This window comes from Yersinia sp. 2540 StPb PI (genome assembly GCF_052217165.1).
In the GTDB taxonomy this organism is placed as follows: Bacteria; Pseudomonadota; Gammaproteobacteria; order Enterobacterales; family Enterobacteriaceae; genus Yersinia; species Yersinia enterocolitica_E.
This window is the reverse complement of sequence record NZ_JAZGQC010000001.1, coordinates 1,566,039-1,584,743: the sequence shown is the minus strand read 5'-3', so window position 1 is coordinate 1,584,743 and position 18,705 is coordinate 1,566,039. Positions and strand designations below refer to the sequence as shown.

The window sequence follows — 18,705 nt, the reverse complement described above, 5'->3', positions numbered from 1 at the left end:
CCGAAACTGGAAGTTGACGACCTGATGGCGGATATTGCCGCCATTTTTCACTGGCCGCCGTCAGAGCTTTGGGCCTTGAGCCTCACAGAGCTGGTGCGCTGGCGTCATAAAGCCCTACTACGCAGTGGAGCCGTAAATCATGAGTAAGAGCTTACAGCTACAGGTATTGCTCAAAGCCGTAGACCAAGCCACCCGCCCGTTTAAAGCCATTCAAACCGCCAGCAAATCCCTCACTGGGGATATTCGCAATACACAAAGCAGCATCAAATCCCTTGATGCGCAGGCGGCGAAGATTGACGGTTTCCGCAAGGCCAGCGCTCAACTGGCGGTCACCGGGCAGGCATTAAAAAAAGCCAAAGAAGACGCGGCGGCGCTGGCTATTGCCTTTAAAAACACCGAGAAACCCACCGCTCAACAAGCCCGACTGATGGAGGGAGCCAAGCGCGCGGCGTCTGAACTGCAAACCAAATACAACGGGCTGCGCCAGTCAGTGCAGCGCCAGCGCGACGCTCTCAACGCTGACGGCATTGCCACCAAAAACCTGAGCAGTGAACAACGCCGGTTACGCAGTAGCGCCGCCGAGGCGACTGTTGCCCTGAGTCGCCAGCGCCAAGAACTGCAACGCCTGAGCCTGAAACAGGAACAACTCAACCGTATCAGCAATCGTTACCAGAAAGGCAAAGCCGCCACCAGTGCCGTGCGTAATACCAGTGCGGCGAGTCTTGGCGTAGCAACCGCCGGGCTGTACGGCGCGGCGAAACTGGTTGCGCCAGGTATGGAGTTTGACAGCAAGATGTCGGGCACTCAGGCGATTTTAGGGCTGGATAAAAATGACGCCAAGCTGGCCGCCATTCGTAAACAGGCGCGAGATATCGGCGGTTCAACGGCTTTTTCCCCGACTGACGTAGCGCGAACCCAAGACACGCTGGCGCGTGCTGGCTATGACGCTAACGCCATTCTGGCCGCGACTGAACCGACGGTTAACCTGTCGCTGGCGTCCGGTGTGGATATTGCTGAGGCGGCAGATATTGTCACCAACATGCAATCGGCGTTTAACCTGCCGTTAGACCAGATTAAACGCGTGTCGGACGTGATGGCGAAAGGCTTTACCAGCTCAAACACCAACCTGTTAGAACTGGGTGAGGCCATGAAATATGTGGCCCCGATTGCTGAGGCCGCCGGGGCCAGCATTGAAGACACCACCGCGTTACTCGGTGTACTGGCTGATAACGGTATCAAGGGCAGCATGGCGGGCACCAGTACCAGTGCGGTGTTTAGCCGGTTGCAAGCGCCTGTCGGGCAAGCACCGGCCGCACTGAAAGAGCTGGGAATAACGACCCGCGACGACAAAGGCAATATGTTGCCGGTGGCGAAAATCCTCAAAGATATTGACCGCTCGTTTAAAAAGAACACGTTAGGCACCGCGCAGCAAGCCGAGTATCTGAAAGTGATATTCGGTGAAGAGGCGATGAAAGGCGCGGTGAAACTGGTGGCTGCTGCCGGTAACGGCAAGCTGGCGGAGAAACAAAGTAAGCTGATGCAGGCCGGTGGCACCGCGCAATCTATTGCCACGGTCAGAATGGATAACCTTGACGGCGACCTGAAAAACCTGAGTTCGGCATGGGAAGACTTAGAGATTGAAGTCTTTGAGAAGCAAGACTCCGCGCTGCGCAAACTGACCCTAACCGCAACCGACTGGCTGGTCAATGTGGCTGCATGGGCCAAGAAAAACCCTGAGCTGGTCAGCACCATTACCACCGTTACTGGCGCGGCGTTGGTACTGGTTGCCGGATTGGGGGCGCTGGGTCTGATTGCATGGCCGGTCATGGCTGGGTTTAACCTGTTGTTGGCTGGGGCTGGTTTGTTAAGTACTGGCTTTTCACTGATGGCCGGAACCATTGCCGCCGCGCTCACGGCGCTGACATGGCCGATAGTGGCCGTGGTCGCGGCCATTGTGGCCGGTGGCCTACTTATCCGTAAATACTGGGAGCCTATCAGCGCCTTTATTGCTGGCGTGGCCGAGGGCTTTATCGCTGCCATGGGGCCGGTCAGTGCCGCGTTTGAACCGCTTAAACCGGTATTCAACTGGTTTAGTGACAAGGTGAAACAGCTTTCAAACTGGTTCGCTGACCTGATTAAACCGGTAAAAGCCACACAGGAAACGTTGGATGTAGCCACCAATGCGGGCAAGTTATTCGGCGAAGGGCTGGCGGCAGCGCTCAGTCTGCCCATGGATGCGCTGAAAACCCTGCGCAGTGGCATTGACTGGGTGCTGGAAAAACTCGGCATTATTGATAGTAAATCTGCCGGGCTGGCCGATAACGTCCCGAAAGATAACCCTTACGCGGGTGGATACTCACCCAGTGGCGGTGTGTTGTACGGCGGTTATCAACCCGTCACCGCCAATACCGGTACCACCATCGTTGATAGCAGTGTCACTAACAATGATATCAAAATGACTATTCCGCCGGGCATGAGCCGACAGGATGCGGAACGAATGATGGTTGATGCCCTTGCCAAGAATGAACGGAACAAACGCGCTCGCCAACGCGGCCAGATGGAGAATTATTAATCATGATGTTATCACTGGGGCTATTTGTCTTTATGCGCCAAACCACGCCTTACCAAAGCATGGGGCGCAATATTGATTACCGTTGGCCGACTAACAGCCGGGTGGGCTTGCGCCCCTCCGCACAATTTCTTGGCGTAGACAGTGAAAAAATTACGCTGTCCGGTGTATTACTGCCTGAGCTTACCGGCGGACGTCTTTCGTTACTGGCCCTTGAGGCGATGGCTGACCAAGGCAAGGCATGGCCGCTGGTTGAAGGTAGTGGCATGATTTACGGCATGTTTGTCATCGAGAGTCTGAGCCAGACCGGCACGCTATTATTTGAAGACGGTAGCGCCCGGCGCATTGAGTTCACCCTCAATCTGTTGCGGGTTGACGAGTCATTAACGGCCATGTTCGGCGACATGAAACAACAGGCTGACGAGTTGCTGGGTAAAGCGACAGCAATGACCGGTAAAGCACAGGCAGCTATCGGGGGATTATTCTCATGATGACCGGCATGTCTCTACCGGCCGGGGCGGATATGGCTCCGGACTTTATGCTGACGATTAACGCGAAAGATATCACACAAAATATTCGCGCCCGGCTGTTGTCCCTGAGCCTGACAGATAATCGGGGCTTTGAAGCTGACCAGCTCGACGTCGAACTGGATGACGCTGACGGCCAACTCGCCCTGCCGGAACGCGGCGCGGTGTTGTCGGTGTTCTTGGGCTGGAAAGGGGCGGCGCTGATTGGAAAGGGTGATTTTACCGTGGATGAGGTCGAGCACCATGGCGCACCCGATACGCTGACTATTCGTGCCCGCAGTGCCGATTTTCGGGGTTCGCTCAATGCGCGGCGGGAGGTCTCTTATCATGAGACAACGCTGGGTAAAGTCGTGGCGCAAGTGGCGGAGCGCAACAACCTGAAAGCGATGCTGGCCGAGGGTCTGGCGGATATCGCTATCTCTCATATCGACCAGACCCAAGAGACTGACGCCAAGTTTATCACCCGGTTAGCCTCGCTTAACGGCGCAGTGGCCGCCGTCAAAGCCGGGCGATTGTTGTTTATCAAGCCGGGCAGCGGTGTCACTGCCAGTGGTAAACCCATTCCGCAAATGACGATCACCCGACAAGATGGCGACCAGCACAGCTTTAGTATTGCTGACCGAGGCGCGTATACCGGTGTAAGTGCCAGTTGGTTGCACACCAAAGACCCCAAACCGGCCAAGCCGAAAAAAGTTAAGTTAAAGCGCAAGCCGAAGTTTAAACAGCTCCGCGCACTGGAACACCCCAAAGCTAAGCCGACCCGTACCAAAGCGGCTAAAGAGAAAAAACCGGTAGAGGAAAAACAAGGGGATTATCTGGCAGGGGCTGAGGATAATGTCTTTGTTATCACGACGGTTTACGCCACGCAAAAAGCCGCCATGCGCGCTGCCCAGTCTAAATGGGAGAAGTTACAGCGCGGAGTTGCTGAGTTCTCTATCACCTTAGCCATGGGGCGCGCTGATTTATTTCCTGAAACACCGGTCGCGGTCAACGGCTTTAAATCGGTGATAGACCAACAGAGTTGGATAATTAGCAAGGTATCGCACAGCCTGAGCAACAGTGGCTACACCACCCAACTGTCTCTCGAAGTTTTGTTGTCGGATGTAACCTATGATTCGATAGAATAAACTTGCATTTGCAAATTCAACTTCAAATTATCAAGATTGGTGATAGAATGATTTACATACAGTAGATTAATGAAAATGAGGTATTGGTATGATGCATTGCCCGCTGTGTCGAACAGCAGCACACGCGAGATCGAGCCGCTATCTAAGTGACAAAACAAAAGAACGATACCACCAGTGCCAAAATATAAATTGTAGTTGTACATTTGCGACTCACGAAACGATTGACCGCATCATAGTCGAACCAGGTAAAACTATTGTTGCCCCACCCCACCCCAGTAGAGCAAATCAAGGTACATTGTGGTTTTAAAAGAAGCCTGCGTGAGCAGGTTTTTTTTATATCTGTCGCCATCTATTAAATCTCTGCCGCCACTTTGCCGCCACTCAAATAAAAAAAGGGGCCACCTTATCGGTAACCCCTTGATAACTAAGAGTTTTTTCTGCAATGAAAAAGCGATTCTTAGTTAAGACGCTCTTTAATACGAGCAGACTTACCAGTACGCTCACGCAGATAGTACAGTTTCGCTTGACGAACGGCACCACGACGTTTCACAGTAATGCTGTCGATTACTGGGGAGTGAGTTTGGAATACACGCTCAACACCTTCGCCGTTGGAAATTTTACGAACGGTGAACGCAGAATGCAGACCGCGGTTACGAATAGCGATAACCACGCCCTCGAATGCCTGCAGACGCTTTTTAGAACCTTCAACAACCCATACCTTCACTTCCACGGAATCACCCGGACGGAATGCAGGTACGTCCTGCTTCATCTGCTCTTGTTCGATTTGCTTGATAATATTGCTCATAATAAGTCTCTTACCCTAGGTAAACTGATATATCAGGAAGTTGGCACGCGGCACAACACTCCTTTCATAGTTCTGTTGCTTCAGGGCTTGTGTTCCCGTTGGAACTCAGCCAGCAACACCATTTGCTCGTCAGTCAGAGCTAGGCTTTCTAGAAGTTCAGGTCTTCTAAGCCAGGTACGGCCCAGCGACTGCTTTAAGCGCCAGCGACGAATCTCGGCATGGTTGCCCGACAGTAATACTGGCGGAACTTCCATCCCTTCTAACACCTCAGGACGAGTGTAGTGTGGGCAATCCAGCAATCCATCAACAAAGGAATCTTCCTCTGCTGAAGCCTGATGACCTAGCACTCCCGGGATAAAGCGGGATACTGAATCTATCAGAGCCATTGCCGGCAGCTCGCCACCGCTGAGAACGTAATCACCAATTGACCATTCTTCATCAATTTCGGTTTTCAGTACGCGCTCATCAACACCTTCGTACCGACCACATACCAGAATCATCTTCTGATTGGTAGCCAGTTCGCAAACACCCTGTTGGTCCAGTTTGCGCCCTTGAGGTGACAGATAAATCACCTTTGCTCCCTCGCCTGCCGCTGCTTTTGCTGCATGAATGGCTTCCCTTAGCGGTTGCACCATCATCAACATTCCCGGGCCACCGCCGTATGGGCGGTCATCCACGGTACGATGCCGATCGTAGGTAAAGTCACGAGGACTCCAACACTGCACGCTCAGCAGGCCATTTTTTACTGCCCGGCCAGTTACCCCGTAATCGGTTATTGCGCGGAACATCTCGGGAAACAGGCTAATAACACCGATCCACATCGTTTTGTTCCACTCACTTTTGCCGTTTAATTCGGAGGTCAAAAACCAGGATCCCAATCTACCTCAACACGTTGAGCAGTGAGATCGACTTTCTTGATAACCTGCCCATGAAGAAACGGGACCAACCGCTCCTTCATACCGAATGCATCTTTCAGGTTTGCCTTCACTACCATCACATCGTTAGAACCGGTTTCCATCATATCGATGATTTTACCCAGTTCGTAACCCGTGGTTGTTACTACCTGACAGCCCATAAGGTCTTTCCAGTAGTAATCATCCTCTTCTAGTGCGGGTAGTTGCTTGGAATCTACGATAATTTCGCAATTAGTCAGTAAATTCGCGGCATCCCGATCGTCAACACCTTTAACTTTGATGATCAGATCTTGACTGTGGCGCTTCCAGTCTTCCAACTCGACATGCTGCCACTTACCGGCCTGCTGGATAAACCACGGCTGGTAATCAAAAATGCTTTCGGCGTTTTCGGTGGATGAAAATACTCTGAGCCAACCGCGAATGCCGTAAGTTGAACCCATTTTACCGAGTACAATCGGCTGATCGGGAACCACTGGATTGAGTTGCTTGCTCATAATAACCACCACCGCGACAGATTAAGCTGCTTTCTTAGCGTCTTTGATCAGCGCAGATACGCGATCAGAAACTGTTGCACCCAGGCCAACCCAATGTTCGATACGGTCCAGGTCCAAACGCAGAGCTTCAGCCTGACCAGCTGCGATCGGGTTAAAGAAGCCTACACGTTCGATAAAACGACCGTCACGAGCATTACGGCTGTCGGTCACTACTACTTGATAGAACGGACGCTTTTTAGCGCCGCCACGAGCCAAACGAATTGTTACCATAACATCCTCTTTAGTTAATAAAACAACTGGACCCCATCGGGGAACGGGGTCCAGTTGCAATATAAAAAGCCCGAAAATTTTACTCATTTTGGCGCAAAAAGCAATCTAAAGCGTAGATTCCTGTGCGCTAGTTTTGGAATGAGTACAGTTTTCTTCGTTTACCGCCGTTTTCAGCGGGAAATCATTACTCATCTCACACGGTTAACACCACTGCGTGAAATATACCCTTCGTACTTGAAATCACAGGGTTGTTGGCTGCGCGCACTAACCCGAATCACTTACTTGAGTAAGTTCATCGTGATTAGTTTACTGGCCGCCTACCTGAAACCCCAATCACTTTGGGTATGACGTTTAGCGGCCTGGGAAACCCGGTGGCATCATACCCTTCATGCCACGCATCATTTTAGCCAAGCCACCATTCTTCATTTTCTTCATCATGCGCTGCATTTCATCAAACTGCTTAAGTAAGCGGTTAACATCCTGTACCTGCACGCCAGAACCGGTAGCAATACGGCGCTTACGCGAGCCTTTGATGATCTCTGGTTTAGCACGTTCTTTCAGCGTCATCGAATTGATGATGGCCTCCATACGTACCGTCACCTTATCGTCCATCTGCGATTTCACGTTTTCTGGCAACTGACCGGCACCCGGCATTTTACTCAACATGCTGGCCATACCGCCCATATTGCGCATTTGCTTCAACTGATCAAGGAAGTCGTTGAGATCGAAACCATCACCTTTTTTTAGCTTGGTGGCGAGTTTCTCCGCCTGTGCACGGTCAACTTTGCTTTCGATATCTTCAATCAGCGACAGCACGTCGCCCATCCCCAGAATGCGTGAAGCCACGCGATCCGGGTGGAATGGTTCCAGTGCGTCAGACTTTTCACCCACGCCCAAGAATTTAATCGGCTTGCCGGTAATATGGCGGATAGACAGAGCCGCACCACCACGAGCATCACCATCAACTTTGGTCAGCACCACACCCGTGAGCGGCAACGCTTCGTTGAATGCTTTCGCCGTGTTAGCAGCATCCTGACCGGTCATTGCATCGACGACAAACAAGGTTTCAACCGGATTAATCGCGGCATGAATCTGTTTGATCTCGTCCATCATCGCTTCATCGACGTGCAAGCGACCGGCGGTATCGACAATCAGAACATCATAAAACTTAAGTTTTGCCTGTTGCAGGGCACGATTAACAATATCAATCGGCTTTTCTTGTACATCAGACGGGAAGAAATCAATATCAACACCCTGTGCCAGCGTCTCCAACTGTTTGATCGCCGCAGGGCGATACACGTCGGCAGACACAACCAGCACTTTTTTCTTCTGTTTCTCTTTAAGGAACTTACCCAGTTTGGCCACACTGGTGGTTTTACCCGCCCCTTGCAGACCGGCCATTAACACCACTGCTGGCGGTTGAGCGGCCAGATTCAGTTCGTTATTGACCTCACCCATGGCGGTGATAAGTTCATTTTTAACTATTTTGACGAATTCTTGGCCTGGTGTGAGGCTTTTATTCACCTCATGCCCGACAGCACGCTCTTTTACCCGGTTGATAAAGTCACGAACCACCGGCAGGGCTACGTCAGCTTCCAGTAACGCCATGCGCACTTCACGCAGCGTTTCTTTAATATTTTCTTCTGTCAGCCGGCCACGGCCGCTGATATTGCGCAGTGTGCGCGACAATCGATCAGTTAAGTTCTCAAACATTGTCTCATACTCAACGTGGAAACAGGCCGCTCTGGCGACACAATGGGGGGATTATAACACGAAGCTTAAACGATCTCTGCTCTCACGTCGGAGAACGGTTGGAGAGGAACGCGCTCAACGCTATACTGGCTATCTAATTCACTTAGCCGATGCTCATATACCGCTATGCCCGTGTTCTCCATTTTGGCTTTGATCGCTTATTCGCTCAGCCTGGGCCTGATTGTCCCAAGCCTGGTGCAGAAAAATAGTGCTTACCGGCGGTTAGCGCTGGTTTCTGCCGTCGTGGCTCTAGTGTGCCATGCTATTGCTCTGAAGCATCAGATTTTTGATGTCGGTGGGGGCCAAAACCTCACTTTATTGAATATTGGCTCCATCGTGGGGTTGATGATCTGCACTATCATGACTATCGTCGCCTCACGGGGGCGCGGTTGGTTCTTGCTGCCGATTGTCTATAGTTTCGCCATGATCAACCTGGCCCTTGCCAGTTTGCTACCGGGCGAGTTTATTACTCATCTGGAAACCAGCCCTACCATATTCGTTCACATTGGGTTGGCGCTTTTTGCTTACGCGACACTTATTATCGCAGCGTTGTATGCATTACAACTGGCCTGGCTCGATTATCAGTTAAAGAATAAAAAACTGACATTTAATGCAGACATGCCACCATTAATGAGTATTGAGCGTAAAATGTTCCATATCACCCAAATTGGGGTGGTATTACTGACACTGACGCTGTGTACTGGTTTACTTTATATGGACAACATATTTAGTAAAGAAAACGTCCATAAAGCGGTGTTATCGATCATGGCCTGGTTTGTCTATATTGTTCTATTATGGGGCCATTACCATGAAGGCTGGCGCGGGCGTAGAGTGATTTGGTTCAGCTTCGCTGGTGCATTTCTACTTACGCTGGCCTATTTTGGTAGCCGCTTGGTGCAGGAAATTATAGTTCCTTAATCATCCTCTCCATCATCAGCGTATGGATCAGTTGAACTGACAGAGCCACCATCGCAATTAAGGAATACAGTGTTGGATCACGTATCAACTAGCACGCTGATCATTATTCTGGTCATTATGGTCGTGGTCTCGGCTTATTTTTCTGCCTCCGAAACCGGTATGATGACTCTTAACCGCTATCGTTTGCGCCATTTATCCAAACAGGGTAATCGCGCCGCACGGCGAGTTGAGAAACTGCTAAGACGCCCCGACCGCCTGATAAGTCTGGTGTTAATCGGCAACAACCTGGTTAATATTTTGGCATCCGCCTTGGCAACTATTGTTGGTATCCGCTTATACGGGAATGCTGGAGTCGCAATAGCAACCGGGGTGCTGACTTTTGTGGTGTTGATTTTTGCTGAGGTGATGCCGAAAACTATCGCTGCACTTTATCCTGAACGTGTCGCCTTCCCCAGCAGTTTCTTACTGGTTCCCCTACAGAAAATTATGCTGCCACTGGTATGGTTGTTAAATACCATTACGCGCGCGCTGATGCGTCTGTGTGGCATTAGAGGGAACGTTCACAGAAGCGATGCCGTCAGCAAAGATGAATTGCGCAGTATCGTGAATGAATCCCACTCACAAATATCCCGCCGTAATCAAGATATGTTGATATCGGTACTGGACTTGGAAAAAGTGACAGTTAGCGACATCATGGTGCCACGCAATGAAGTGGTCGGTATTGACATCAATGATGACTGGAAGTCAATCATGCGCCAGTTAACCCACTCACCACATGGGCGTATCGTGTTGTATCGCCAGTCATTGGACGATGCCATCGGCATGTTACGTGTGCGGGAAGCCTATCGATTGATGACGGAGAAAAAAGAGTTCAATAAAGAGAATTTGCTGCGCGCAGCCGATGAAATCTACTTTATTCCAGAAGGCACACCACTGAATGTACAACTGGTGAAATTTCAGAGAAATAAAGAGAAAGTCGGCATGATTGTCGATGAATATGGTGATATTCAAGGGTTGGTGACAGTTGAAGATATTTTGGAAGAGATCGTTGGCGACTTTACCACGTCAATGTCCCCAACACTGGCAGAAGAGGTCAATCCGCAAAGCGATGGTTCAGTACTCATTGATGGTAGCGCCAGTGTTCGCGAACTGAACAAAGCATTCAACTGGTCACTTCCGATCGATGCCCGTACCATCAATGGCATGCTGCTGGAAGAGCTACAAGAGATCCCACAGGTCGGTGCTCAGGTCCGTATCGGCAATTACCTAATTGATGTTCTGGATGTACAAGAGAACATGATTAAACAGGTGCGAGTCGCCCCCATAGTATCTCAAGGCAGCTCCGCATAACTGCGTAACCAATGCGGCTAGCGAACATAAAAAAGACGCCTTATCAGCGTCTTTTTTGCATTAGCCTATCGAAAACTAAATATGTAATTCAGATAGTTTTTCTTTCGGCAGCGCCAGTTCTTCGTTGTGATTGATACGTACATCACGATCAAGGATACCTTTGGCAATCGCCTGAGCCTCTTCCAGTGAGTGCATATGATAAGTACCGCACTGATACTCATTCAGTTCAGGAATTTTCCGTTGGTCGGTTACCTTCAACACATCCGCCATTGCCGCTTTCCAGGCATTAGCAACGCGTTGCTCATCCGGCGTACCAATCAGGCTCATATAGAAACCGGTACGGCATCCCATTGGCGAGATATCGATAATCTCAACACCGTTGCCATTGAGGTGGTTACGCATAAAACCGGCAAATAGATGCTCCAGTGTATGAATCCCGCGTTCCGGCATCACTTCTTTATTTGGCACACAGAAGCGCAAATCAAATACAGTTATCTCGTCGCCATGAGGGGTTTTCATCGTCTTAGCAACACGCACAGCCGGTGCTTTCATAATGGTATGGTCTACGGTAAAGCTATCCAATAATGGCATTTAGTCACCTCCTCATAAGAAAATAATTTTTTATCTGATCTTTTTTCGCAATCCGTGAAACTTTTTCGAATCCTGTGCGTCTTAATATGTGAAAGACGCGCATTTGTTATCATCATCCCTGTTATCAGAGATGTTAATTTGGCCACAGCAATGTGGCCTTTTCTTTTTATTGGCCGCCATGAAGCAGCAAATATTCTTCAAAGCTTAGTTGATCTTTGAGTTCCAGATCACGCTGGCGCTGCCATGAAGCATCTCGCTCTGCGCTTAATTGCTCTTCTGTCAATAATTCCAATGGTTCATTTTGCAGCATCTCCTTGTAGCGCTCCGCGAGTTCAAGGCCAATACCACCAATACCACCTTCTTTCATTGCTTGCAAAATACGCGCGGAGAATGTCAGGCTTGGATCATCAAAATACGCCACAAGCTCATCACAAACTTGTTGATATTCAGTACTATCTTTACCATCCAGCACTTCTGCAACACGGCGCAGGTCTGCAAACAGATCTTTTCCGACCTTTTCCAGCGGCTCACGGGTATCGTTGCATCCCCTGCCAATTGTCTGCCCCGGCTTACGCCCTTCTAAAATAACCCGATTCCAGTTCTTACGGGTACACAGTAGTTCATCACTGCTCATTTCAGGCGCATCGGCCAATACACACCAAATCAGGAATAGATCGAGGAACCGTGCCTGTACTGCATCAACGCCAATCGGTGAGAATGGGTTAATGTCCAGAGAGCGCACTTCGATATATTCAATGCCACCACGTAGCAAAGCATCTGACGGTGATTCGCCAGCCCGGGTAACCCGTTTTGGCCGAATAGGGGCATACAATTCATTTTCAATCTGCAATACATTGGTATTCAATTGCAGATGACGGTCACCGTCTTTTAGCCCCAGTGCTGCGTACTCTTCTGATGGCGTTTGGATCGCACGTTTCAGCCCAGCAACATAGGTGTGCAGGTCATTAAACGTGATACCCAAATTGCTTTGTGATTTATTGGTATAACCCAAATCACTCAGACGTAAAGAGGTGGCATAGGGCAAATAACACATCCCCTTATCATTACGCTCAAAGGGTAATGCCGTCTCGCGCCCTTGCAGGAACGATGAACAAATCGCCGGCGAAGCACCAAACAGATATGGAATAACCCAACCAAAACGATAGTAGTTGCGAATCAGTCGGAAATAGCCCGCTGAAATCTCTTCCTTACCGCTTTTTTCATCGGTGACACCCGCCCATGCCTGCCAAAACTCCAGCGGCAAAGAGAAGTTATAGTGCACTCCAGAGATAGTTTGCATCAACGCACCGTAACGGTTTTTTAAACCTTCACGGTAAAGTGTTTTGAAACGGCCAATATTAGAAGAACCATACTTAGCCAATTCAATATCCTGCTCAGCCTCAATAAAGCAAGGCATACTGAGCGGCCACATACGTTCATCACCCAGTTTACGTGCCGTATAACGGTGGATATCACGTAAAAAAGTCAGCAAATGGTCAATATCCCCATCGACTGGAGTAATGAATTCCAACAATGCCTCAGCAAAATCAGTGGTAATCCATTGATGTGTCAGAGCTGCACCCAATGACTCTGGATGACCCGTCGAGGCTAATTGGCCATCGGCAGTCACTCTCAATGTTTCCCGCTCGATACCGCGACGGATCCCTTTCAGGGCTTTAGGATGCGCTTCCAGCCAAGTTAGCGCGTGTGATACATCCGGGATCAAATCGACCTCCCGCTCTTGAAAACCATAACTCGCCAGCATACTGAAACTGCATCGAGGTGACTATGTAAGTTTGTCACATTCTTTACTGCCACCAGGCGATTCCTTGCAACGTAATTACCGTTAATACGATATAACGTAATGCTTTTCCCAAACACAGAAAAAAAGCCACAAGACCCCAGGGCATTCGCAACCAGCCTGCCAACACACACATCAAATCGCCCACTATCGGTAGCCAGCTCAATAACAAAGCCGCTGGGCCAAAACGTTGGAGCCAGCCTAATGCTGTACTCATCCCCCGCTGTGGCTTTAGCTCCGGTAATAAACGCCCTATAACAACATTTGTTAGCCCCCCAAGGGTATTTCCGACAGTGGCAGATAACACCAACATCATTGCCGGCGCACTATCTGCCGTTAATAGGGTGACTAACAGAATTTCAGAATTTCCGGGTAAGAGCGTCGCACTAAGGAAGCTACTCCCGAATAAAGAAGCAATAGCTAGCGTACTACTCACAACAGGCGCACATCAACTATTGCCATATTGGCCCTTTTAGCCGCTTCAACACCAAAGTCAGCATCTTCGAAGACGACACATTTAGCTGGCTGCACGCCGAGTAACTGCGCACAGCGTAAAAATGTCTCAGGTTCTGGTTTATGTTTGGTGACATCATCAGCACCGACAACGGCCGCGAAATAACCGCGCAGACCCAGATGACACAAGAGCATCTCTGCCATAGCATGCTCGCTTCCTGTCCCTACAGCCATAGGTATACGCCCATGATAGGCTTTAACAACGTCTATGAGCGGTAGAGGCTTCACATTATCCAACAGCATCGTCTTCACTAATGCTGTTTTCTCAGTGGCCAATAAATGAGGATCCAAATCAGATTGATGATTAGCGATGATTGCCTGGGCAATTCGCCAAGTCGGTGCGCCATTCAAAGCCACCATCGCTTGATCATCGAAATGCATACCATAAGGCGTTAGCACCTGACGCCAGGCCTGACGATGTGTGGACTCAGTGTCCAGAATGGTGCCATCCATATCAAAAATCAGGCCTTCGTAGCGATCGTACATCGTGGCCCCGCGCCTAGGGATAAATGAAAAGCTACTTTATCGCAAACTAACTAAATTGTCGCTTACTGTATAATCGCCTGAATTTACTTGATAAATAATAAATTCAGCTTAATAAAGTTGCTATTTGATATAGAAGAAACCAATGAGTTGAAGCGTTGATTACGAGATAAGAGAATTCAGGTATTTCGTTTTGCTGGGCTATAGGGAACATGAAGCAAAAACTAAACAGCAGAAAACCCCGCCGTAGCGAGGTTTCTTAATATGGTGCACCCAGGAAGATGACTCGGCTTACGCCTCGCCCTACGGGCCGTTGCTAAAGCAACGTTGTCTCGCTGCGCTCGGCTCGAACTTCCGACCGCTCGGTTCTACGAATTATCTGCTACTAAAAGCAGAAAACCCCGCCGTAGCGAGGTTTCTTAATATGGTGCACCCAGGAAGATGACTCGGCTTACGCCTCGCCCTACGGGCCGTTGCTAAAGCAACGTTGTCTCGCTGCGCTCGGCTCGAACTTCCGACCGCTCGGTTCTACGAATTATCTGCTACTAAAAAGCAGAAAACCCCGCCGTAGCGAGGTTTCTTAATATGGTGCACCCAGGAAGATTCGAACTTCCGACCGCTCGGTTCGTAGCCGAGTACTCTATCCAGCTGAGCTATGGGTGCGATTTTTATTTCTAATTTTACGGAGGCGTTTCAGCAAGTGAAACTTAACAACAATATGTATGACCTAGAAGATGGTGCACCCAGGAAGATTCGAACTTCCGACCGCTCGGTTCGTAGCCGAGTACTCTATCCAGCTGAGCTATGGGTGCAATTAATTCTTTGACACTACCTGATGTTCATTTGACTATTTCACCATACTGCAAAATATGGTGCACCCAGGAAGATTCGAACTTCCGACCGCTCGGTTCGTAGCCGAGTACTCTATCCAGCTGAGCTATGGGTGCATAGTAAATGGCGGTGAGGGAGGGATTCGAACCCTCGATACAGCTTTTGACCGTATACTCCCTTAGCAGGGGAGCGCCTTCAGCCTCTCGGCCACCTCACCATACGCTTCTTTCGAATTGTACCTGACTTGCTTTTGAAGAAGCTCATCGGCACTGCGTGGCGCACATATTACTTTCCCGCACTTATAAGTCAAACAATTTTTCCCAACTCACGTTCATTTGCACAATTCACACACAACATGACCAGTTTGACGTCAAAAAGAGTGTTTTATCAACAGGCAAGATAGTGTTTATTACGGCGTAATTCGATAGAGGAAAAAATAAAACTCTCACCACCGGCCAATTAAAGAGATTGAAAATAGAAAATTATTGCAGGGAGAAGAAGGTAAAAAGGAGATAAAACAGCAGAACTGAGGAGAATAGACAGCAGTAGCGCCTCGTGTAACACGAGACGCTGCTTCAAAATCAGTAAGTCGTCGGTTGAGACTTTTCTGCTTGGATGCGCTGGTAGATCTCTTCACGGTGAACAGAAACCTCTTTCGGAGCATTTACACCAATTCGAACTTGGTTGCCTTTAACCCCTAATACAGTAACCGTAACCTCATCGCCAATCATGAGTGTTTCACCAACTCGACGAGTCAGAATAAGCATTCTTTGCTCCTTGAAAAATTAAAAGAGTCGGGTCTCTCAGTTTCCCCGCCATTATCCATCATACACCGTGAAAACGTAAGCCATCACATTCACATAAAATGTAAGTAGCTTGGTCGAGTCTCTAACTAATACAAGTTTAGCTGAAGCAAACAACTTTGCGTTTAACTTTGTTTTCGAACTATGACATGAAAATTGAAAAACGCCATACCCAGCATAGAGATATGGCGTATTGATTTAATAGGTCATTACTTGCTTATAACCGGGAAGCTACCCAAGCGTCTACGCTTGCCAATGCCGCTGGCAATGCCAGAACATCAGTACCACCCGCTTGTGCCATATCAGGGCGTCCACCGCCTTTACCGCCCACTTGTTGGGCAATATCTGCGATTAACTCACCTGCTTTTACTTTTCCGGTAAGATCTTTGGTTACACCAACAATCAGGCTGACCTTATCATCCGCTGTCGTTGCCAGCACAATAATGGCCGACCCCAGTTGATTTTTAAGATCATCAACCATGGTACGCAGCATTTTTGGTTCAACATTGTCTAACTGACTAACGAGTAACTTCACGCCGTTAACCAATTTCGCACTTGATGACAATGACGCACTTTCTTGAGCGGCTTGTTGATCTTTCAGTTGCTGGAGTTCACGTTCCAGCAGTTTACTGCGATCCAACACTGCGCGGACTTTATCTGCCAAATTATGGGTATCACCTTTCACCAGATGAGCAACATCCGCCAGCAGGTCAGTTTGCTGGTGTAGCAGTGCAATAGCCCCCTCTCCAGTGACCGCCTCGATACGGCGGATACCTGCCGCCGTACCTGATTCAGACAGGATGCGGAACAAGCCAATATCACCAGTGCGGCTGGCGTGAATACCGCCACACAGCTCAGTTGAGAAATCGCCCATAGTTAATACTCGTACCTGGTCGTCGTATTTCTCACCAAACAGGGCCATCGCCCCTTTTTCTTTGGCTGCATCCAGTTCCATCACTTCTGTCTGGACTGGCAAGTTACGACGAATCTGCTCGTTGACCAGATCTTCTACCTGACGAATTTGTTCTGGCTTCATCGCTTCAAAATGAGAGAAGTCAAAACGCAAATACTTGTCGTTAACTAACGAGCCTTTCTGAGCAACGTGCTCACCCAGCGTTTTACGCAATGCCGCATGCAGTAAATGGGTTGCGGAGTGGTTCAACCGAATGCGGTTACGACGTGCGACGTCAACCTGAGCATCAATACTGTGGTTAACTCGCAGAGTGCCTTGAGTCAATTGCCCCAAGTGACCGATAGCCTGACCGTATTTCTGAGTGTCCGCTACCACGAAGGTGGCGGTAGCATTTTTAAGTTCGCCTTTGTCACCAACCTGACCACCAGACTCACCATAAAATGGTGTTTGATTCAAGACAACAGCTGCCTCTTCGCCGGCATTAATTTCATCAACGGCTACCCCGTTGCGGAACAATGCGGTAACGGTAGCTTGTTGATGAACATGGTCATAACCCGAGAACTGGCTCGCGCTATCAACACGGATCATACTATTATAATCTGCACCAAAACCACTGGATTCGCGGGCACGACGACGCTGGGCTTCCATCGCTTGTTCAAAACCAGCTTCATCCACTTTCAGATTACGCTCACGACAAACATCAGCAGTTAAATCAACCGGGAAGCCGTAAGTATCATATAAGCGGAAAGCCGTCTCACCGTCGAGGGTGTCACCGGTCAATTTACTGAGTTCTTCATCCAGCAGGGCTAAGCCACGCTCTAAGGTGCGCGCAAACTGCTCTTCTTCAGTTTTCAGAACTTGTTCAACCATCGCCTGCTGTTGTTTCAATTCAGCAGCAGCAGACCCCATCACGGCAATCAACGGAGCAACTAATTTGTAGAAGAAAGTCTCTTTAGCCCCCAACATGTTGCCATGGCGAATAGCGCGGCGAATAATACGACGCAAAACATAACCACGGTTTTCATTTGACGGGATAACCCCATCAGAAATCAGGAAGGCACAAGATCGAATATGGTCAGCGATGACACGCAGCGACTTGCTGGAAAGATCGGTTGCACCAGTGGCTTGCGCCACCGCTTTAATCAAATCGCGGAACAGGTCAATCTCATAGTTAGAATTAACGTGTTGTAATACCGCAGCAATACGCTCAAGCCCCATACCGGTATCAACCGAGGGCTTAGGCAATGGCAGCATAGTGCCATCTGACTGGCGGTTAAACTGCATGAAGACGAGGTTCCAGATCTCAATATAGCGATCGCCATCTTCTTCTGCCGACCCAGGAGGTCCGCCCCAGATATGGTCACCATGATCAAAGAAAATCTCTGTGCATGGACCACATGGGCCGGTATCACCCATTTGCCAGAAGTTATCTGACGCAAAAGCACCACCTTTGTTATCACCGATACGAATGATACGTTCACGAGGAACACCAACGTCGTTAGCCCAGATTTCATAGGCCTCATCATCGGTTTCGTAGACGGTTACCCAAAGTTTTTCTTTTGGTAAGTTAAACCACTGTTCGCTGGTCAATAATTCCCAAGCAAAACTGATAGCATCATGTTTGAAATAATCACCAAAGCTGAAGTTACCCAACATTTCGAAAAATGTGTGATGACGCGCGGTATAACCTACGTTTTCCAGATCGTTATGCTTACCACCTGCACGCACACAACGTTGAGAGGTCGTTGCACGAGAATAAGCCCGTTTATCCAAACCTAAGAAAACGTCCTTGAACTGGTTCATCCCCGCATTGGTAAACAACAGCGTCGGGTCATTATTGGGAACCAAAGAGCTGCTTGATACAACCTGGTGTCCCTTGCTATGGAAGAAATCGAGAAACGCTTGACGAATCTCAGCGGTGCTCTTGCTCATAATTGCCCCGGAAACAAGCTAAAAGAATGGCCCGCAAGCATATTGCGCATCAATTATTGATAACGCAGTGGGTAAGCTCACGAACAAAAAGTGGGAATAAGATAAATTTTCT

Annotated in this window: 18 protein-coding genes, 4 tRNA genes and 2 other RNA genes; 7 read left to right on the top strand and 17 right to left on the bottom strand. The window is 49.1% G+C overall.

What is annotated here, in order from left to right; translation table 11 throughout:
• Nucleotides 1–24: 24 nt before the first annotated feature.
• From V1956_RS07070 to V1956_RS07050, 5 genes are all read left to right on the top strand, one after another.
• Nucleotides 25–147, top strand: a complete 123-nt coding sequence (locus V1956_RS07070; protein WP_004875948.1) for a GpE family phage tail protein — start codon at nucleotides 25–27, stop codon at nucleotides 145–147.
• Entirely contained in the window at nucleotides 140–2,572 is a 2,433-nt protein-coding gene (locus V1956_RS07065; protein ID WP_442824947.1) for a phage tail tape measure protein, read from the top strand. The genes V1956_RS07070 and V1956_RS07065 overlap by 8 nt, the downstream gene beginning before the upstream one ends.
• Nucleotides 2,573–2,574: 2 nt before the next feature.
• A complete protein-coding gene (locus V1956_RS07060) occupies nucleotides 2,575–3,060 on the top strand; it encodes a phage tail protein (RefSeq protein ID WP_442824946.1) in 486 nt (161 codons plus the stop codon).
• Nucleotides 3,057–4,223 (top strand): phage late control D family protein, encoded by a 1,167-nt coding sequence (locus V1956_RS07055; protein ID WP_442824945.1) that lies wholly within the window; start codon nucleotides 3,057–3,059, stop codon nucleotides 4,221–4,223. The genes V1956_RS07060 and V1956_RS07055 overlap by 4 nt, the downstream gene beginning before the upstream one ends.
• Before the next feature lie 88 nt (nucleotides 4,224–4,311).
• A complete protein-coding gene (locus V1956_RS07050) occupies nucleotides 4,312–4,530 on the top strand; it encodes a DNA-binding transcriptional regulator (RefSeq protein WP_442824944.1) in 219 nt (72 codons plus the stop codon).
• A gap of 150 nt (nucleotides 4,531–4,680) precedes the next feature.
• Here V1956_RS07050 and rplS read toward each other — a convergent pair whose 3' ends face one another.
• The 5 genes from rplS to ffh form a co-directional block, all read right to left on the bottom strand.
• Nucleotides 4,681–5,028 carry a 50S ribosomal protein L19 gene (gene rplS / locus V1956_RS07045; protein ID WP_005182038.1) on the bottom strand — a complete coding sequence of 116 codons (348 nt, stop codon included), beginning with the start codon at nucleotides 5,026–5,028 and terminating at the stop codon, nucleotides 4,681–4,683.
• 80 nt (nucleotides 5,029–5,108) lie between these two features.
• Nucleotides 5,109–5,849, bottom strand: coding sequence for a tRNA (guanosine(37)-N1)-methyltransferase TrmD (gene trmD, locus V1956_RS07040; RefSeq protein WP_005182033.1), 741 nt, complete (start codon nucleotides 5,847–5,849; stop codon nucleotides 5,109–5,111).
• Between the two features lie 38 nt (nucleotides 5,850–5,887).
• Nucleotides 5,888–6,436 (bottom strand): ribosome maturation factor RimM, encoded by a 549-nt coding sequence (gene rimM / locus V1956_RS07035; protein ID WP_032905542.1) that lies wholly within the window; start codon nucleotides 6,434–6,436, stop codon nucleotides 5,888–5,890.
• A gap of 21 nt (nucleotides 6,437–6,457) precedes the next feature.
• Entirely contained in the window at nucleotides 6,458–6,706 is a 249-nt protein-coding gene (gene rpsP / locus V1956_RS07030; RefSeq protein WP_005182026.1) for a 30S ribosomal protein S16, read from the bottom strand.
• A 351-nt stretch (nucleotides 6,707–7,057) separates the two neighbouring features.
• Nucleotides 7,058–8,419: a signal recognition particle protein gene (ffh, locus tag V1956_RS07025; protein ID WP_083160233.1), complete on the bottom strand. Its 1,362-nt coding sequence runs from the start codon at nucleotides 8,417–8,419 to the stop codon at nucleotides 7,058–7,060.
• Nucleotides 8,420–8,584: 165 nt separating this feature from the next.
• Here ffh and V1956_RS07020 point away from each other — a divergent pair, with 165 nt between their 5' ends.
• Both V1956_RS07020 and V1956_RS07015 read left to right on the top strand, forming a co-directional pair.
• The gene (locus V1956_RS07020; RefSeq protein WP_372558118.1) at nucleotides 8,585–9,376 is read left to right on the top strand and encodes a cytochrome C assembly family protein; all 792 of its coding nucleotides are present in this window, start codon (nucleotides 8,585–8,587) and stop codon (nucleotides 9,374–9,376) included.
• A gap of 72 nt (nucleotides 9,377–9,448) precedes the next feature.
• Entirely contained in the window at nucleotides 9,449–10,726 is a 1,278-nt protein-coding gene (locus tag V1956_RS07015; RefSeq protein ID WP_193784716.1) for an HlyC/CorC family transporter, read from the top strand.
• Between the two features lie 75 nt (nucleotides 10,727–10,801).
• Here V1956_RS07015 and luxS read toward each other — a convergent pair whose 3' ends face one another.
• The 12 genes from luxS to alaS form a co-directional block, all read right to left on the bottom strand.
• Nucleotides 10,802–11,317 (bottom strand): S-ribosylhomocysteine lyase, encoded by a 516-nt coding sequence (gene luxS / locus V1956_RS07010; RefSeq protein WP_083160240.1) that lies wholly within the window; start codon nucleotides 11,315–11,317, stop codon nucleotides 10,802–10,804.
• A gap of 166 nt (nucleotides 11,318–11,483) precedes the next feature.
• On the bottom strand, nucleotides 11,484–13,082 hold the full coding sequence (gene gshA, locus V1956_RS07005; protein WP_193784717.1) for a glutamate--cysteine ligase: 1,599 nt from the start codon (nucleotides 13,080–13,082) through the stop codon (nucleotides 11,484–11,486).
• 43 nt (nucleotides 13,083–13,125) lie between these two features.
• Entirely contained in the window at nucleotides 13,126–13,554 is a 429-nt protein-coding gene (locus tag V1956_RS07000) for a YqaA family protein (RefSeq protein ID WP_372558116.1), read from the bottom strand.
• Nucleotides 13,551–14,117: a fructose-1-phosphate/6-phosphogluconate phosphatase gene (gene yqaB / locus V1956_RS06995; protein ID WP_420075109.1), complete on the bottom strand. Its 567-nt coding sequence runs from the start codon at nucleotides 14,115–14,117 to the stop codon at nucleotides 13,551–13,553. Before yqaB ends, V1956_RS07000 begins: the two co-directional genes overlap by 4 nt.
• A gap of 262 nt (nucleotides 14,118–14,379) precedes the next feature.
• Nucleotides 14,380–14,510, bottom strand: a non-coding RNA gene (locus V1956_RS06990) — RtT sRNA.
• Between the two features lie 29 nt (nucleotides 14,511–14,539).
• Nucleotides 14,540–14,670: non-coding RNA, RtT sRNA (locus V1956_RS06985), on the bottom strand.
• A gap of 30 nt (nucleotides 14,671–14,700) precedes the next feature.
• Nucleotides 14,701–14,777: transfer RNA gene (locus tag V1956_RS06980), tRNA-Arg, on the bottom strand.
• A gap of 72 nt (nucleotides 14,778–14,849) precedes the next feature.
• Nucleotides 14,850–14,926, bottom strand: a tRNA-Arg gene (locus tag V1956_RS06975).
• 58 nt (nucleotides 14,927–14,984) lie between these two features.
• A tRNA-Arg gene (locus V1956_RS06970) sits at nucleotides 14,985–15,061 on the bottom strand.
• Nucleotides 15,062–15,069: 8 nt separating this feature from the next.
• A tRNA-Ser gene (locus V1956_RS06965) sits at nucleotides 15,070–15,162 on the bottom strand.
• Between the two features lie 364 nt (nucleotides 15,163–15,526).
• Nucleotides 15,527–15,712 (bottom strand): carbon storage regulator CsrA, encoded by a 186-nt coding sequence (gene csrA, locus V1956_RS06960; protein WP_002209449.1) that lies wholly within the window; start codon nucleotides 15,710–15,712, stop codon nucleotides 15,527–15,529.
• A gap of 253 nt (nucleotides 15,713–15,965) precedes the next feature.
• Nucleotides 15,966–18,593 (bottom strand): alanine--tRNA ligase, encoded by a 2,628-nt coding sequence (gene alaS / locus V1956_RS06955; RefSeq protein ID WP_420075414.1) that lies wholly within the window; start codon nucleotides 18,591–18,593, stop codon nucleotides 15,966–15,968.
• Between the last annotated feature and the right edge of the window lie 112 nt (nucleotides 18,594–18,705).

What these genes read in the sequence shown, in the direction of transcription:
- alaS (WP_420075414.1), bottom strand. Translation starts at nt 18,593, where the DNA reads ATGAGCAAGAGCACCGCTGAGATTCGTCAAGCGTTTCTCGATTTCTTC.
- V1956_RS07065 (WP_442824947.1), top strand. Translation starts at nt 140, where the DNA reads ATGAGTAAGAGCTTACAGCTACAGGTATTGCTCAAAGCCGTAGACCAA.
- luxS (WP_083160240.1), bottom strand. Translation starts at nt 11,317, where the DNA reads ATGCCATTATTGGATAGCTTTACCGTAGACCATACCATTATGAAAGCA.
- gshA (WP_193784717.1), bottom strand. Translation starts at nt 13,082, where the DNA reads ATGCTGGCGAGTTATGGTTTTCAAGAGCGGGAGGTCGATTTGATCCCG.
- V1956_RS07070 (WP_004875948.1), top strand. Translation starts at nt 25, where the DNA reads ATGGCGGATATTGCCGCCATTTTTCACTGGCCGCCGTCAGAGCTTTGG.
- V1956_RS07055 (WP_442824945.1), top strand. Translation starts at nt 3,057, where the DNA reads ATGATGACCGGCATGTCTCTACCGGCCGGGGCGGATATGGCTCCGGAC.
- V1956_RS07050 (WP_442824944.1), top strand. Translation starts at nt 4,312, where the DNA reads ATGATGCATTGCCCGCTGTGTCGAACAGCAGCACACGCGAGATCGAGC.
- ffh (WP_083160233.1), bottom strand. Translation starts at nt 8,419, where the DNA reads ATGTTTGAGAACTTAACTGATCGATTGTCGCGCACACTGCGCAATATC.
- trmD (WP_005182033.1), bottom strand. Translation starts at nt 5,849, where the DNA reads ATGTGGATCGGTGTTATTAGCCTGTTTCCCGAGATGTTCCGCGCAATA.
- csrA (WP_002209449.1), bottom strand. Translation starts at nt 15,712, where the DNA reads ATGCTTATTCTGACTCGTCGAGTTGGTGAAACACTCATGATTGGCGAT.
- rplS (WP_005182038.1), bottom strand. Translation starts at nt 5,028, where the DNA reads ATGAGCAATATTATCAAGCAAATCGAACAAGAGCAGATGAAGCAGGAC.
- V1956_RS07020 (WP_372558118.1), top strand. Translation starts at nt 8,585, where the DNA reads ATGCCCGTGTTCTCCATTTTGGCTTTGATCGCTTATTCGCTCAGCCTG.
- rpsP (WP_005182026.1), bottom strand. Translation starts at nt 6,706, where the DNA reads ATGGTAACAATTCGTTTGGCTCGTGGCGGCGCTAAAAAGCGTCCGTTC.
- V1956_RS07060 (WP_442824946.1), top strand. Translation starts at nt 2,575, where the DNA reads ATGATGTTATCACTGGGGCTATTTGTCTTTATGCGCCAAACCACGCCT.
- yqaB (WP_420075109.1), bottom strand. Translation starts at nt 14,117, where the DNA reads ATGTACGATCGCTACGAAGGCCTGATTTTTGATATGGATGGCACCATT.
- rimM (WP_032905542.1), bottom strand. Translation starts at nt 6,436, where the DNA reads ATGAGCAAGCAACTCAATCCAGTGGTTCCCGATCAGCCGATTGTACTC.